The sequence below is a fragment of the Dactylosporangium sp. NPDC000244 genome (genome assembly GCF_040300725.1).
Taxonomy (GTDB): Bacteria; Actinomycetota; Actinomycetes; order Mycobacteriales; family Micromonosporaceae; genus Dactylosporangium.
Genome location: NZ_JBEPEH010000003.1, coordinates 319483 through 334280 on the forward strand (window position 1 = coordinate 319483; position 14798 = coordinate 334280).

General features: G+C 73.2%; 13 protein-coding genes. 5 read left to right on the forward strand and 8 right to left on the reverse strand.

Annotated features, from left to right (window positions below; translation table 11 throughout):
* Positions 1-12: 12 nt before the first annotated feature.
* The gene (locus ABT369_RS06275) at positions 13-2982 is read left to right on the forward strand and encodes a hypothetical protein (protein ID WP_350610621.1); all 2970 of its coding nucleotides are present in this window, start codon (positions 13-15) and stop codon (positions 2980-2982) included.
* A gap of 8 nt (positions 2983-2990) precedes the next feature.
* On the opposite strand, the gene ABT369_RS06280 is transcribed toward ABT369_RS06275, so the two are convergent.
* From ABT369_RS06280 to ABT369_RS06290, 3 genes are all read right to left on the reverse strand, one after another.
* A complete protein-coding gene (locus ABT369_RS06280) occupies positions 2991-3410 on the reverse strand; it encodes an MscL family protein (RefSeq protein ID WP_350610622.1) in 420 nt (139 codons plus the stop codon).
* Between the two features lie 161 nt (positions 3411-3571).
* A complete protein-coding gene (locus tag ABT369_RS06285; RefSeq protein WP_350610623.1) occupies positions 3572-3931 on the reverse strand; it encodes a hypothetical protein in 360 nt (119 codons plus the stop codon).
* A gap of 339 nt (positions 3932-4270) precedes the next feature.
* Positions 4271-5695, reverse strand: coding sequence for a hypothetical protein (locus tag ABT369_RS06290; protein ID WP_350610624.1), 1425 nt, complete (start codon positions 5693-5695; stop codon positions 4271-4273).
* Positions 5696-5747: 52 nt separating this feature from the next.
* Here ABT369_RS06290 and ABT369_RS06295 point away from each other — a divergent pair, with 52 nt between their 5' ends.
* Both ABT369_RS06295 and ABT369_RS06300 read left to right on the forward strand, forming a co-directional pair.
* Complete coding sequence (locus tag ABT369_RS06295) at positions 5748-6467, forward strand: TetR/AcrR family transcriptional regulator C-terminal domain-containing protein (protein ID WP_350610625.1); 720 nt, start codon at positions 5748-5750, stop codon at positions 6465-6467.
* A 28-nt stretch (positions 6468-6495) separates the two neighbouring features.
* A complete protein-coding gene (locus ABT369_RS06300; protein ID WP_350610626.1) occupies positions 6496-7464 on the forward strand; it encodes an SLAC1 family transporter in 969 nt (322 codons plus the stop codon).
* Positions 7465-7477: 13 nt separating this feature from the next.
* Here the strand turns inward: ABT369_RS06300 and ABT369_RS06305 are convergent, their stop codons facing one another.
* The 5 genes from ABT369_RS06305 to ABT369_RS06325 all read right to left on the reverse strand — a co-directional run bounded on the left by ABT369_RS06305 (position 7478) and on the right by ABT369_RS06325 (position 12258).
* On the reverse strand, positions 7478-8251 hold the full coding sequence (locus ABT369_RS06305; RefSeq protein WP_350610627.1) for a CE1 family esterase: 774 nt from the start codon (positions 8249-8251) through the stop codon (positions 7478-7480).
* Positions 8252-8391: 140 nt separating this feature from the next.
* Positions 8392-8793, reverse strand: a complete 402-nt coding sequence (locus tag ABT369_RS06310; protein ID WP_350610628.1) for a VOC family protein — start codon at positions 8791-8793, stop codon at positions 8392-8394.
* A 38-nt stretch (positions 8794-8831) separates the two neighbouring features.
* On the reverse strand, positions 8832-9584 hold the full coding sequence (locus ABT369_RS06315; protein WP_350610629.1) for a phosphosulfolactate synthase: 753 nt from the start codon (positions 9582-9584) through the stop codon (positions 8832-8834).
* Positions 9585-9601: 17 nt separating this feature from the next.
* Positions 9602-10747, reverse strand: coding sequence for an acyltransferase (locus ABT369_RS06320; RefSeq protein WP_350610630.1), 1146 nt, complete (start codon positions 10745-10747; stop codon positions 9602-9604).
* Positions 10744-12258: a class I adenylate-forming enzyme family protein gene (locus tag ABT369_RS06325; RefSeq protein WP_350610631.1), complete on the reverse strand. Its 1515-nt coding sequence runs from the start codon at positions 12256-12258 to the stop codon at positions 10744-10746. The genes ABT369_RS06320 and ABT369_RS06325 overlap by 4 nt, the downstream gene beginning before the upstream one ends.
* A gap of 154 nt (positions 12259-12412) precedes the next feature.
* Here ABT369_RS06325 and ABT369_RS06330 point away from each other — a divergent pair, with 154 nt between their 5' ends.
* Together ABT369_RS06330 and ABT369_RS06335 are read left to right on the forward strand one after the other, a co-directional pair.
* Positions 12413-14317 (forward strand): ArnT family glycosyltransferase, encoded by a 1905-nt coding sequence (locus ABT369_RS06330; protein ID WP_350610632.1) that lies wholly within the window; start codon positions 12413-12415, stop codon positions 14315-14317.
* 129 nt (positions 14318-14446) lie between these two features.
* On the forward strand, positions 14447-14695 hold the full coding sequence (locus ABT369_RS06335) for a DeoR family transcriptional regulator (RefSeq protein WP_350610633.1): 249 nt from the start codon (positions 14447-14449) through the stop codon (positions 14693-14695).
* Positions 14696-14798 lie beyond the last annotated feature (103 nt).

Sequence of the window (14798 nt, forward strand, 5' to 3'; positions counted from 1 at the left end):
GGAGGGGGACCCATGTACACCGTCAGCCTGATCGGCACGACACCATTCCCGCGGATCGCGGGCGGCGGGTTCGCCCTGTGGCGATACCGCGTCGACATCGACCATCCCGCGCACGGCGGCCCGATCGGCCTCGGCTTCGGCACGGCCGTGGACATCCGCGACCCGTCGGCGTTCCCGGACGTGGCCCAGCTGCGCGGCACCCGGCTGCTGCGCCCGGGCGGCGAGGCGGCGGCGCTGCAGTTCGTGGTGCACGACGCCGACGACCTGTCCGACGGATCGCTGGAGATCGCCTTCGTCGCGCCGGCCGTGCAGGACCGGTTCACCGCGGCGGCGCTGGTGACGCTGTCGGGCACCGACGCCGAGCACCCGCGCTTCCTGAACTACCGCACCCAGCCCAGCGGGCCGGACAACGTCGTGCAGGCGCTCACCGGCCCGGCGGTCGCCGCCGCGGCGCCGGCCCCACAGCCGGCGGGGGAGCCGGCGGGGGCGGAGCCGAACAAGGGCGTGCTGCCCTACGCCAGCGAGCTGTTCGGGGTGTACCAGCCGCTGGTCGGATGGCGCTCGACGCTGCAGCACGAGCACCTGGCCGAGGCGACGTCGAGCCGGTTCCGCCAGGCGGCCCGGCTCGTGGATCCGGCGATGTTCGAGCCGCCGGCGCCGAGCCCGGCCACGCCGCCGGCCGAGCCGCGGGGGCCGGTGGTGCGCCTCGCCCCCGAGCAGGAGGACGAGCGCACCGTGGCGATCAATCTCCGCGAGGGGCTGGTGCTCGACCCGGGCATCCGGCCGGGGACCGCACCGGCTCCGGCTCCGGCGCCCGTGCGCGAGGAGGGGGCGGCCGGGGCGTTGCTGCAGTACCTGCGCCGGACGTCGCCCCAGACGGTCCAGCAGATGCTGACGCCGAAGGTGCCGGCCTGGCAGCGGGTGCTCGCCGCGGCCACGTGGTTCGCCGAGGACCACCCGGCCCGCTCGGCGTTCCTGTCGCCGATCGGTCTGCTGCACATGTTCCGCGAGTACTTCTTCGAGATCGGCACGTTCCTCGGCCCGCCGGTCGGGCACGTGTGGATCAGCCCCGGCGGCCAGGTCGAGCTCGTCGAGGTCAACACCCGCCGGCAACTCGTCGAGCGCACCGTCGAGCAGTCCGTCGAGACCACCACGAAGACCGAGGTGGCGCAGACCGACCAGGACGAGCTGTCCGACGCGGTGAAGGTCGAGAACGCCAACGACACCCGCCTCGGCGTGACCGCGAGCGCGAGCGGCGGCGTGGCCGGCATCTTCCAGGCCAGCGGCAGCGGCAGCTTCAACCTCGACAGCTCCCGCAAGCAGGCCCAGGAGCAGACCCACAAGCGGATGCGGGAGCAGAGCTCAAAGCTGTCCAGCGAGGTCCGCCAGAACTACAAGACGACGTTTCGCACCGTCACCGAGACCACCGACACGTCCAGCCGCCGGTACCTGCTGCAGAACACCACCGACAGGCTCGTCAGCTACCAGCTGAGCCGCAAGATGCGCAAGGTGGCGGTGCAGGTCCAGGATCTCGGTGAGCAGCTGTGCTGGCAGCTCTACATCGACAACCCCGGCGACCCGCTGGGCCTGGGCGAATTCGTGCACGCCACCTCCTCGGCCCTGGACCCGGGCGTCAAGGTCCCCGACTACAAGCCCTACCCGGCCAACATCGAGAAGACGCACTCGCTCGCGATCCCGTTCATCCTGTACCAGGGCGCCGACGACGAGGCCGAGAACACCTACGAGCTCTCGGGCGACAACGCCGACCACGGCATCTTCAAGCCCGACGCCGGCAAGGACGACATCATCCAGTTCAAGTTCGAGTTCAAGTGCCCGCCGCCGCCGGCCGGGTTCGTGCTGAACGGCATCAGCAGCCTCGACTTCCACGGCGCCCAGGTCAACTTCAACGTCGACCCGCCGGACGTGAAGAACAACAGCTTCGTCGTGCACCTCACCCACGCGAGCTTCGGCGGCCGGCCGGCGATCCCGTTCGACGCCAACCTGGTGTACGCGCCCACACCCGAGGCCCGCGCCGCGATCGACCGCGCCAACGCGGACCTCAAGACCGCCTACGACGACGAGGTGGCGCTGAAGAAGGAGCAGCTGTTCTACGACACGCTGCGCAGCCGGCTCAAGCTGGTGAGCCAGGTCCGGCCGCGGCCCCAGGAGGATCTGCGGGCCGAGGAGCGCAGCATCGTCTACCGCTCGCTCATCAAGCGGCTGTACGGCAACGAGAACGGCTGGAGCAACGAGGACTATCACGTGGCGTCGGAGCTGATCCGGTACCTGTTCGACGTCGACTCGATGCTGTACTTCGTCGCCCCCGACTGGTGGCGCCCGCGCGAGCAGCGCCTGGCCACCAAGGACGACCAGGGGGAGCTGCAGCCGACCATCATCGCCGAGCCTGCGCTCAGCGACCGGGTCGCGGGGATCGGCAAGGGCCGCCCGCGGGTCATCCCCGGGCACCGGCCGTACTACCTCATCACCGAGGAGACCGCGCCCGCGCCGCAGGGCGCCTCGCTGGGCTGGCTGATCCAGCTCGACGGCGACGTGCACCGCAACGCGTTCCTGAACTCGCCCTGGGTCAAGGCGGTGCTGCCGATCCGGCCGGGCCGCGAGCGCGAGGCGATGGCGTGGCTGCGCCGTCCCGAGGTCGCGGGCAGCGACGGGCTGGACGAGCCCTATCCGTTCGATGCCACCCAGGATCCGCCGGAGTACCGCGGGCAGAGCATCGGCCAGGTGCTGCTGCTCATCGCCGACCGCATCCGCGCCGAGCACGAGGCCTCCCTGACCCCGGTCCCGGCCGACCCCGGCCGCGTCGGCAGCGCGCTGACCCTGCCCACCGAGACCGTGTTCAGCAAGGGCTTCGACCCGCTGGAGGGCGGCATCAAGTTCGGCGCGGCACCGTTCGCCGTGTTCAGCCAGTGGATGGAGATCCTGCCCACCGACCAGGTCGTCGCCACCGAGTACACCGTGCCCTAGCGGATCGCTCAGCCGACCCCGGCGAGCTCGCTGGTGCAGTGCGGGCACCGCTGCGCGCCCGTCGGCAGGTCGGCGAGCTTGCAGCGCGGGCACTGCTTGGTCGGCGGCGGGTCGCCGAAGACGGTCTGGCCGCGGTGGCTCATGTACGCCCGGTACGGCACGACGATCAGGAAGTAGATGACCGCCATGAAGATGATGAAGTAGATGAGTGCGCCGACGAAGGCGCCGACGTCGATGCGCTGACCGTTGATCGTCCAGCCGAGGCCCTTCCCGGCCGTCCCCCCGCCCCCGATCGCGCCGATCAGCGGCGTGATGATGCTGTCGGTGAACGCCTTGATCAAGGTGCTGAACGCCAGCGCGACGACCAGGCCGACCGCGACGACGATCAGGTCGCCCTGCATGAGAAAGTTCTTGAAGCCCTTCAACATCTCGCAATCCCCTGCGGTGAAGCGGGCCGCTGTGCCCCCGGTCGCCCCATGCAACCATCGCGCGGGCCGGGCGGGGGCGGGAGCGCGGCCACGTCACCTCGCGTGCGCCCCGGGGATCACCCCGGTGCCCGGTCCGGCGGGCCGGGCACCGGTCGACGCTGTCAGCTCGCGGGCGCCGGGCCGGACGGCTCCGGGGAACCCTTCATGCCACCGCCGTGCATGGTGTGCATCAGGATGTAGGTGGCGGAATACGTCGCCGAAGAGCCCGTGCCCTGGACCGTGCCGGCCACGAAGACGGCCGATCCCATGCCGATCTGCCCGGACTGCAGGCCGGTGCGCATCGACACCACCTTGGTGTCCGATCCCACGCTCCAGGTGCGGGTGAAGCCGTCGGACGACTGCACGGTCACGTTGGACCCGCTCACCTGGCTCACGGTGCCGTGCTGGATGGCCACGCGGACCTGCCCCTGCTCGGTCTGCACCGTGCCCTCGCCGTGCAGCACGCCATGGAGCCCGTGCATGCCGCCGCCCGGCTGTTGCTGTGGCGGCGCCGTCTGGGTTGTGCCTGGGCCGGGAGCACCCGGGCTCGGCTGCTGGGCGGACGCGGCCACCGGGACACCGGTTGCGATGGCGGTTGCGGCGGTCGCGGCCATGATTACTCGCCGTATGCGATACATGATCCCTCCTTCGCTCACCTCACTTCGGGCCTGCTACCAACCGGGCCAGCCGACGTAACCCGACCAGGGCGAGAAATTCGCGCTTCGCCCTCGCGCGTCACCCTCCGCGGACCTGGCAGCGTCGGCGCGCAGCGCCCAGCGGTGTCTGGCGGGAGCGACGGTCCGCACCACGGCGGACCCGAGTCATGTTCTGGCACTGCTCGTTGCGTCACGGGACTCCGAGATCAGCACGGGCGTCGCGTCGACGGCCAGGCGGAGGCGGCCGCCGTCGACCGTCACCTCGTGCCGGTCGCCGAACGCGTCGACCGCTTCCGCGCCGCCGTCCCACGGCCAGGTGGCGGCGGCGGGCGGCTCGTCCTCGCCGGAGAACGTGTCGCGCCGTTGCCACAGGACGAGCAGCGGGCCTCGTGCGGGCCGCTCGATGCGGAACGCGTACAGCTCGGGCTGGTCGGGCGCATCGAGGCGGGTGACCCGGGTGGCGCCGTTGAGGTGCGCGGCGAGCAGGGCGAACGTGTTCGCGGCGGGGTGCCGCACCGCGAGCGTGGTGCCCTCGTAGTCGAGCAGGGCGAGCTTGCCGGTGAGCAGGTGCATCATCTGCAGGTGGTCGGGGGTGCCGGGCACCTCGGGCGCCAGGCACCAGTACGCCATGCGGCGCACGCCGCAGGACAGCGCCAGCAGGGTGCGCATGACCAGCTGCCGGGCCGCGATCCGGTGCCGTCTGGCCTCCAGCGCGGGCGCACAGCCGGCCATCAGCATCCGCAGCTCGGCGGGCAGCTCCGGCATCCGGGCATACAGCGCGCGCATGGCCCGTCGCTCCGGCGTCTCCTGGGCCATCCGGGCGCGCAGCTCGCCGGTGTCCTGGGTGTCCAGGGTCGCGGCGGTCATCACCTGGTGCAGCGCCGCCTCGACCGCCGGGAACTCGAACAGCATGGGGCCGCCGTGCTCGCCGGCCACGATCTCGGTGCCCTCGCCGGCGATGGCGCGGGCCTGGGCGATGTCGTCGGGCACCCGGTGCGGGTCGCCGTAGAGGTTGACGCTGAACAGGTCGAACGCGTCGCGCCCGGTGCGGCAGACCTCGTCGAAGAACTGCCGCTGGGGGCTGCCGGGCGGACTGGACAGCACGTCGTACCCACAGCCGCCGAGCACGACCTCGGCGCGGGGGTCGGCGTCCCTGACCGCGGCGTGCATGGCGCGCAGCTGGGTCACGTATTCGGCGGCAGTGCCGGCCCAGGTCAGCCCGATGTTGCTGGGTTCGTTGTCGCACTGCCACATCCGGACGCGGCCGCCGCAGCGATGGACCAGCCGCCGGATGAACTCACCGTAGGCGGCGGGGTCACGCGCGGGCGACGGGGGCAGGAAGTCCGTCGGCGTCCGGGTCGCCCAGCGGGAGCTGGACACGACCGTGATCCAGACCTCCTCGTCGCCGTTGAGCTGCCGCATCAGCGCGTCGACGGTGTCCCAGGTGTACTCGCCGGGGCGCGGCTCGACCTGCCCCCAGTAGACGTACGCCCGGACCAATCCGGCGCCCACGGCCCGCGCCTGCGGTCCGAACTCGGTCGGCGGCCCGAACAGCCCGTAGCTGACGCCGCGCACGACTCCGAGTCTCATGTCGCCTCCTCGTATATGTCGTATACGCGAATGTACCCCGTATACTTTTGCTGTGTCGATCACGATCTGGAACCAGCCCCCGCCACCGCCCCGGCAGCGCGCGCTCGGCCGCCCCGAGATCGTGGCGGCGGCCATCGCGGTCGCCGACGAGTCCGGCGCGGCCGGCCTGACCATGAAGGGCGTCGCCGCGCGGCTGGGCGCCTACACCCCGATGGCGCTGTACCGTTACGTGCACAGCAAGGACGGCCTGGTCGACCTGATGCTCGACGCGGCCGCCGCGCAGGTGCCGGTGCCCGCCCGGCCGGGCCCGGACTGGCGCGCCGACCTGGAGCGCATCGCCAACGACACGCACGCGATGATCGGCCGGCACGGCTGGTACGCCGAGCTCGTGCACACACGCCCCCCGGCCGGCCCGCACCAGATGCGCCGCCTGGAGTTCATGCTCGCCGTCCTCGTCGGCCAGGGCGCCGGCGTCGCGGACGCGATGACCTGGACGGCGCTCATCGACCGGCACGTGTTCGGCGCCAGCCGCCAGGAGGCCGAGGAGTCCCACGCGGAGCAGCGCGCCGGGCTGACCGACCCGCGCCAGCAGCACGCCGCGTTCGCCGAGATCCGTGACCTCGTCGTCGGGTACGGCGACCTGCCGCACCTCACCGAGTGGCTGGCCGCACCGACCGGACCGGACCCTCAGGCGCAGTTCGCCCTCGGCCTCAGGTACCTGCTCGACGGCATCGCCGCGGATCTGCGGTACCGCGTCCGGAGCACCGCATAACCGCCGGATCGCCGGGTAGCGTGCCGCCGTGAACGAACGGACGAGCGAGCCACGCGTCGGGATCACCCCGAACCTGTTCGGAATCGCGTACGGCCTGACCGGCCTCGCCGGCTGCTGGGGCTACGCCGCGATGCTGCAGTTCGCGCCCGCGCTCGTCTCCGACGCCCTGTGCGTGCTGGCGGCCGCGGTCTGGCTGACGCTGCTCGTGGGCTACGTCATGCAGGTGTCGCGGCGGCCGGGCGGCTGGGGCGCGGAGTTGGCCGACCCGGTGCTGGGGCCCTTCGTCTCGTTGATTCCGATCGTCGGCATGCTGCTGGCCATCGGCCTGATGCGCCACGATCGCGCGGCGGGGCAGTGGCTGTTCGGGGTGTTCGTCATCCTCACGATCGCGCTGGCCGGGTGGATGGTCGGCCAATGGATCGCCGGCGGCCTCGTCCTGGACAAGCTGCACCCCGGATACGTGCTGCCGACCGTCGCCGGGGCACTCATCGCCACCATCGGCGCGAGCCTCGCCGGCTGGACCGACCTCGCCCGCGTGTTCTTCGGCCTCGGTCTCGTATCGTGGATCGTCATCGAGTCGATGGTGCTGGCCCGGCTGTTCTTCCGGCCCCCGCTTCCCCCGCAGCTGCAACCCACCCTCGCGATCGCGTCGGCGCCGCCCGCCCTCGCCGGCCTGGCGTACCTGGCCACCACGCACGGCAAGGTCGACGCCATGGCCTTCGGGCTCGCCGGCTACACGCTGCTGGCCGTGCTGGTCCAGCTCCGGCTCATCAGCGTGTACCGCCACCTGCGCTTCACCTCCGGATTCTGGGCGTACGCCTTCCCCTACGCGGCGGTCGCCACGTTCACGCTGCACTGGATCGCCTACGCCCACCCGCCGGGGTACCGGATCTGGGCCTGGGTCGTCATCCTCGCGATCACCGCGTTCGTCGTCGCCCTCGCGGCCGAGACGACCGCGGCCCTCGCCCGGCACCGGTTCCTGCCGCAGCTGCCCTGAGCGCCGCCGGGGTTCAGTGCCGGCAGCCCGCCGCCGCGTTGCCGACGGTGCTGAAGAAGTCCCAGGTCACCTGCGCGGCCGACGGGGTGAGGTCGTCGCCCGCCGGCCAGTCGTGGCTGCCGCCCTGGTAGACGGCGAGCCGCACGCACCGCCCGGTGCCGCAGCCAGACCACGTGCTCGTGGTCAGGCTGCCCTGCGCCCGGATGGTCGGGGTGGCGGGGCAACGGTTCGCCCGGCGGTACTGCTCCACCTGCCCGTCGACGGTCGGCTGGGTGTAGCCGTCGACGGTGCGGGGAGGTCCGCCGGGGCCGATGGTCAGCTCCGGGTCGCCGGTCGCGGCGATCTCGAGCAGCGACACCGGAGCCGGATCGGGGCACGGCATGGAGCCGACGGCCGCGTAGGACGCGACGGCCGCGAAGTGCCGGGGCGCCGCGCAGGCCATGCGCAGGGCCATCTTGCCGCCGTTGCTGTACCCGACCAGGAACACCCGGCCGGAGTCGGCGTCGGTCTGGGTGTCGAGCACCTTGTCCACGACGGCGGTGAGGAAGGCGACGTCGTCGACCCCGGCGGCCCGGGCGGGGCCGCAGCAGGAGCCGGCGTTCCAGGACTGGCCGACCCCGGTGGGGTACACCAGAATCGCCGGCCCGGTCACGTCGGCGAACCCGCTGCGCTTCTGCTCGTACTCCGGCGTGACGCAGCAGCCGTGCAGGTCGACGAGCACCGGCAGCCGGGCCTCACCGGGCGCCCACGGGCGGGCCAGCAGGTAGCTGCGGGGGAGTCCGTCCACGACGATCGGGACGGTCGCCTGCGTCCACCTGACGGGCGGTCCCGGCGATGTTCGGACGGCCGGCGAGCGCGAGGAGGTCAGGGCCAGACACGTGACCGTGACGAGCGCCGCCGCGGCGTTCAGCCGTCGCCTCCGTCCGGTCAGTACTGCAGCCTCGGGTCGTCGTACTGCTTGAACTCCAGCACGTTGTTGGACGGGTCGACGAGGAAGATGGTGCGGTGCTGCTCGGCGGTGCCCTCGAACCGTGTCGCGGGGCCGGACAGGACGCGCAGCTTGCGGTGCTCGACCAGCTGGAGCAGCCGGTCGAAGTCCTCGGTGCGGGCGAACGTGACCCCGAAGTGCCGGGGATACTCGACGGGCTGGGCGGCCACGGCGTCGGCGTCGAGGTGACAGACGAGCTGGTCGCCGAAGAAGTCGAACGTGACGCGGTCGTCGTAGCGGCGGGCCAGCTTGGCGCCGAGGCCGAAGACGTAGAACCGCACCGCCTCGTCGAGATCGTGGGTGGGCACCGCGACGTGGAAGGCGTCGTGTGTGGATCGCATGGGATGGTCTCCTCGACGGTGTCAGGGAACGGGTGGGATCAGGCGCCGGAGGACGGGCTCGACGGGATCGTGGCCACGTGCAGCAGCGTGTCGCCCCGCAGCCCGCGGCGCAGCGTCTCCGCCCCGAGAACGTCGGACGAGGCGACGTTGCCGAGATTGACGTCCGGGCCCAGGGCGGTGATGAGCTCCACCTGCAGCGTCTTGGTCGGCGCCTCGAACATCACCTGCGCCGTGGGGAGGTTGTCGATCACCGCGTCCAGGACGTCCCTGCGCAGGTGCCCGTCGGGCCGGGCGATGCCGCTGAGGCCGCTCTCCCGGGCCTCGGTGACGACCATCATGGCGCCGGCGTCGAGGTCCTCGCCCATCGCGTCGACCCACTGGGCCGGGGTGAGCCGCGCCGAGCGGTCGGCGTCCTTGTACCCGACCTCGGACAGCACGGGGCGGTACTGCGACATGCGCCGCACGTGTTCGGCCTTGGCGCGCTGGTCCAGCGGAATGGTGCCGTTGGACACCTCGATGTGGGTCGCGCCGGTACGCCGGACCAGCTGGAGGTACTCGTCCAGCCGCCCGGTCCACAGCTGGTGCTCGAACAGCGTGCCGCCGAAGTAGAACCCGATCGCGGCCTCCCGCAGCACCCCGGCCTTGCGATCGAGGTCCCGGGTGACCAGCGCCGTGCCCCAGCCGAACTTGACCAGGTCGATGTAGTCGCCGTGGCTGGTGACGAGGTCGGTGAAGGCGGCGGTGGGCAGCCCGCCGTCGATCACCATCGTGATGCCGGGTGACGTTCGCATCGCATCCTCCTGAAGGGTCATTCCCGGGTACCGCGCCGAGCTCGGCCGGTCAGCGCCAGGCTCAGCGGCGTGCGCAGCGTCACCGCCACCGCCGACCAGCACGCCAGGTAGATCAATGGGACGACGGCCGTCGCAGCCCCGGTGACGAGCGGGCCGGGCTGGCGCTGGGCCACGGCGGCCAGGCCCGAGGCCGCAACCACCGCCAGCAGACCCTGCAACAGCAACGGGTGAGCCAGGTAGACCCCGAACGAGGCGTCCGAGGCCGAGCGCACCAGCCGCCGGCCCGGTGCACCCCGGCGCTGCCAGGCGGCGCCGCACGCCAGGAACGCCCACGCGACCGCGACGCTCTCCACCACGACGACGGGCTGGAACACGGCGCCCGCGACCAACGGGGGCTGCCGCAGGACCGACGCGCGCACGAAGAAGACCACGACGCCCGCGGCGACGGCGAGCGCGCATCCGGCGAACACCCACGACATCCGCTCGAGGGTCCACCGCATGAGCGCCTCCGCGTGCCAGGCCGCGACGCCGCCGGCCACGACGAACCCGAGGTAGCTGGGCAGGTACGCGCTGGGGTCGCCGAGCCCGGGCACCGATCCGCGCTGCACGGCGGTGTAGCAGCCGGCCTGGTAGACGGCCGCGGCGGCCAGCAGCCAGCCGTGCCGGCCGCGGGTGGCCCGAAGCAGGCGGCGCAGCAGCGGGAACACGAGGTACAGCTGCATGGTCACCAGCAGGAAGTACAGGTGATAGCGGGCGCCGCCGGTCAGCAGGTCGCGCACGAGCCCCGGCAGCAACCGGCCCGCCGGCCACAGCGGCCCGCCGCCGGCGACGTAGTACACCGCGGTCCACACCACGTACGGCACGCCGATCAGCAGGTAGCGCCGGCGCCAGAACGCCCACCAGCTCGACGGCGCGCGAGCGCGGCGGCTGTAGACGAGCACGAACGCGGTGAGCAGGAAGAAGACCTCGCGGCTGACGTGCAGGACGATGAGCGGCGCACCGTTGGACAGCCCCACCCCGCCGGGCTGCTGCGCGAGCACGTGGACGGCGATGACGAGCCCGACGGTGAGCACCCGGACGACATCGAGCGCGTCGAGGTGGGCGGATGCGCGTGCCCGCTCGTGCCGGGCCAGCGTGGCGGCGCCGGGCGGCGGCCCGCTCACCGGCCGCCGCCCAGGGCCGCCACGTCGGCTCGGAGGGCACGGCGGAGCACCTTGCCCGTGGGGCTGGTCGGCAGCTCGGCGGTGACGGTGATGGCGGCGGGGCACTTGTGGCGCGGCAGCCGCTCGGCGCACAGCCGCCGCAGCTCCTCGACGAGACCCGCCGGCGCGTGGGACGGCCGGAGCATGACGAAGGCGACCGGGACCTGACCGAGCCGCTCGTGCGGCGCGGCGACCACGGCGGCCGAGCCGACCGCGGGATGGCCGAGCAGGACGTGCTCCACCTCCTGCGGGTGAAGCTTCTCCCCGCCCCGGTTGATCACGTCGTCGGCGCGGCCGACCAGGTACACGTAGCCGTCCTCGTCGCGGAACCCCAGATCGCCGGTGGGCAGCCACCCGTTCGCGTCGCGCGCCGACCGGCTCGCCTCCGCCCCGTGCCGCGTCAGCTCCAGATACCGGCGGGTCACCGGCCGGCCGTGCAGCATCACCATGCCCTGCACCCCCGGCGGGACGGGCCGGCCGTCCGGGTCGGCGACCGCGAGCCCGACGCCGACCGGCAGCCCGACGGAGCCGGCTCGCCGGGCGGAGGCGTCGAGCGGGTTGGCGGTGATCTGGCCCGCCGCCTCGGTCATCCCGTACGTGTTCAGCACCGCGACGCCGGTGCGCGTGGTGAACGCGTCGTGCGTCGGGCCGGGCAGCGGCGCCGACGCGCAACGCGCGAAACGCACCCGGGCCAGGGTCGCCTCGGGCGGCGCCGGCTGTGCGGCGAGGGCGTCCAGGATCGCCGGGACGGTGTTGAGCCAGGTGGGTGACCACTGCGCCACCCGCGACCAGTACGCGTCGGGCTCGAAGCGCCCGTCCAGCACCAGCGACGCGCCGCTGACCAGCGCCGCGAGCAGCCCCATCACCTGGGCGTTCACGTGGAACAGCGGCAGCGGGCTGTAGCCGCGCTGGCCCGGCCCGAACCGGTGGTGCCGGGCGACCCGCCGGGCCGCGTGCAGCAGCTGCGCCTCCGACAGGGGAACGCCCTTCGGCTCACCCGTCGTGCCGGACGTGGCCAGCAGCACGGCCGGACGCAGGGCGGCGCCGGCGCTGGGCCGCGCGCCGGTCGGCGGCGCGCCCATCGGCACCGGCGCGGCGCTCCCGGCCACCCAGATCTCCACCCCCGCCCCCGGCGCGGACAGTGGCGCGTCGGTGACGACGACGTCGACCCGCAGCCGGGCGAGGAAGTCCTCCAGCGCCGGCGCCGGCAGCCGGGGATCGACGGGCACCACCGTGAGCCCGGCGGCCAGCCCGCCGAGGTAGGCGGCGGCGAAGCGCAGCGGGTCGGCGACGACCAGGCCGATCCGCGCGCCCGGCGGCACCCGGCGCGCGGCGGTCAGCCCCCGGAGCCGTTCGGCGTACGCGGCCAGGGCCGGCCACGAGACCGAGTGACCGTCCGCGCCGGCGATGAACGCCGGCTCCCGCGGCGGCTCCTGCGCGCGTGCGGCCAGCAGCCGAGTCGCCACCGTCATGCGCCTCGCCTTCCCGTACTTTTCTGTTGGCACACAAGGGTTTCCGGTTCAGTCGGCCCTACCCAGCGACGGGCGGCGCAATCGCCGGACGCCTCACAGCAACCTCACGGCCGGAGGCGGCGGTGCGGAACGGCGGGCTGGCTACCGTGGAACCATGTCCACGGCTCGGCCGCTGCCGACCGCCCGTCGCCTGCTGCGCGGCCGGGACGGGGACCCGATCTGGGCGAGGCCCGCGCTCGCGCTCCTGCTCGTCGTCGCCGCGCTGCTGTACGGCTGGGGGCTCGGCGCGTCCGGGTGGGCCAACGCGTTCTACTCGGCGGCGGCGCAGGCCGGCTCGCTCAGCTGGAAGGCGTGGTTCTTCGGGTCGTTCGACCCCGCCGGGTTCATCACGGTCGACAAGCCCCCGGGCGCGCTGTGGCTCACCGGCCTGTCGGTGCGACTGTTCGGGCTCAACCCGTGGAGCATCCTGCTCCCGCAGGCGCTGGAGGGCGTGGCCACGGTCGCGCTGCTCTTCGCGACCGTGCGCCGCTGGTTCGGGCCGGGCCCGGCGCTGCTGTCCGGGGCGGTGCTCGCCACGACCCCGGTGGCGACGCTCATGTTCCGGTACAACAACCCCGACGCGCTGCTCATGCTGGCCCTCGTCGCCGGCGCGTACGCGATCGTGCGGGCGCTGGAGGACGCGCGCACCGGCTGGGTGGTGCTCGCCGGCGCGTGCGTCGGCTTCGGCTTCCTCACGAAGATGCTGCAGGCCCTGCTGGTCCTGCCCGCGTTCGCCCTCACCTACCTGGTGTTCGCGCCGGCCCCGGCCGGGCGCCGGGTGCGCCAGGTGCTGCTCGGCGGGGCGGCGCTGATCGCGTCCGCAGGCTGGTGGGTGGCGATCGTCGAGCTGACGCCGGCGCGGCACCGCCCGTACATCGGCGGCTCCACCGACAACGACGTCCTGCAGCTGACCCTGGGGTACAACGGCCTCGGCCGGATCACCGGCAACGAGATCGCCGGCAATGAGTTCGCCGGCATTGCCGGGCGGCGCTTCGGCCTCGGCTCCGACGGGCCCGGCTGGGGCCGGATGTTCGACGCCGCGACCGGTGGCCAGATCGCCTGGCTGCTGCCCGCCGCCGCGCTGCTGGCCCTGGCCGGCCTCGCCCTCGCCGCCCGCGGCGCCGCGGCTCCCGAGCGGGCCGGACGGTGGCGGGCCGCCTATGCGCTGTGGGGCGGATGGCTGGTGGTGACCGCGGTGGTCCTCAGCCTGATGCACGGCATCTTCCACCCGTACTACACGCTGGCGCTCGCCCCGGCGGTGGCCGCGCTGGCCGGCATGGGCGCCCACACCCTCTGGCGGCTGCGCTCCGACCGCGCCGGCGCGTCCCTGCTGGCCGCCGTGGTCGCCGCAACCGCCGTCTGGTCCTGCGTGCTCCTCGGGCGCAGCGCCGCCTTCCAGCCGTGGCTGCGCGTGGCGGTCGCGGCGACGGGACTGCTCGCGGCGGCCGCGCTGGTCCTGTCCGGACGCCGGGCTCGGCGGGGCCCGGCGGTGCCGTCGCTCGCGCCGTTCGCCGGGGCCGCCGCCCTCGTCGCCGTCCTCGCCGGCCCGGTGGCGTACTCCCTGCAGACCGTCGCGGCGCCACGGTCCGGGCCGCTCGTCTCGGCGGGGCCGGCGCTGCCCACCACTCGCGCCGGACGGCCCGACGGCATGGACCTGGCGCGACTTTTCGCCGATCGCGCGCCCGACCCGCGGGTCCGCGAGCTGCTGACGCGCGACGCCGCCGCGTGCACGTGGGTCGTGGCGACCGTCGGCTCCCGCGGTGCGGCGACCTACCAGCTGGCCACGGGCCGGCCCGCGATGGCGGTCGGCGGCTTCAGCGGTACCGACCCCGCCCCCACGCTCGCGCAGTTCCAGCGGGACGTCGCCGCCAAGCGGATCCACTACTTCGTCGACGATCCGTTCGCGCGCGCCTTCGCCGGCACCCGCATGCGCGACAGTGCCCGGATCGCGGACTGGGTGCGGCGCGACTACCCGGCGACCACCATCGACGGCGTCACCATCTACGACCTGTCGAAGTAACCACCCGCGGACCGATCGACAGGCGTCCTGCCACATGGCCTATCACGTGGTAAATCTCTGCTATGTGGCCAACATCTACGGCGGCGGCCCGGTCCGCGGCACCCGGACCTACTGGCCGTCTTCCTGTCCATGCAGCGCTTCTTCGTCCGCGGCCTGCTCGCCGGCAGCGTGAAGGATGACCCACTCATGACCGACTTCCCCGGCCAGCGGCGCCGCTGGATCGCCGAGACGGTCCGCGGCCGCGGCGCCGTCACCAGCCGCGAGGTCTGCGTGCGCTTCCGCGTCTCGATCTCCACCGCCATCCGCGACCTCGACGCCGTCGCCCTGCACCTCGGCCACCGGGTCCACGGCGGCCTCGTCCGCGACGCCCTGGTCTGACCCCGCAAGGACCTCGACGGCCGATTGAGTCTCCGATACTCATGAACGCGTATCGGATTACCTCGATGCTGCTCATGCGATAACCCGCTGAGCAGGAGGTACC

Bases quoted from the DNA above. Each gene is read 5' to 3' on its own strand.
- ABT369_RS06275 (WP_350610621.1), top strand. From the start codon at position 13: ATGTACACCGTCAGCCTGATCGGCACGACACCATTCCCGCGGATCGCG.
- ABT369_RS06280 (WP_350610622.1), bottom strand. From the start codon at position 3,410: ATGTTGAAGGGCTTCAAGAACTTTCTCATGCAGGGCGACCTGATCGTC.
- ABT369_RS06285 (WP_350610623.1), bottom strand. From the start codon at position 3,931: ATGCACGGGCTCCATGGCGTGCTGCACGGCGAGGGCACGGTGCAGACC.
- ABT369_RS06290 (WP_350610624.1), bottom strand. From the start codon at position 5,695: ATGAGACTCGGAGTCGTGCGCGGCGTCAGCTACGGGCTGTTCGGGCCG.
- ABT369_RS06310 (WP_350610628.1), bottom strand. From the start codon at position 8,793: ATGCGATCCACACACGACGCCTTCCACGTCGCGGTGCCCACCCACGAT.
- ABT369_RS06315 (WP_350610629.1), bottom strand. From the start codon at position 9,584: ATGCGAACGTCACCCGGCATCACGATGGTGATCGACGGCGGGCTGCCC.
- ABT369_RS06325 (WP_350610631.1), bottom strand. From the start codon at position 12,258: ATGACGGTGGCGACTCGGCTGCTGGCCGCACGCGCGCAGGAGCCGCCG.
- ABT369_RS06330 (WP_350610632.1), top strand. From the start codon at position 12,413: ATGTCCACGGCTCGGCCGCTGCCGACCGCCCGTCGCCTGCTGCGCGGC.
- ABT369_RS06335 (WP_350610633.1), top strand. From the start codon at position 14,447: ATGCAGCGCTTCTTCGTCCGCGGCCTGCTCGCCGGCAGCGTGAAGGAT.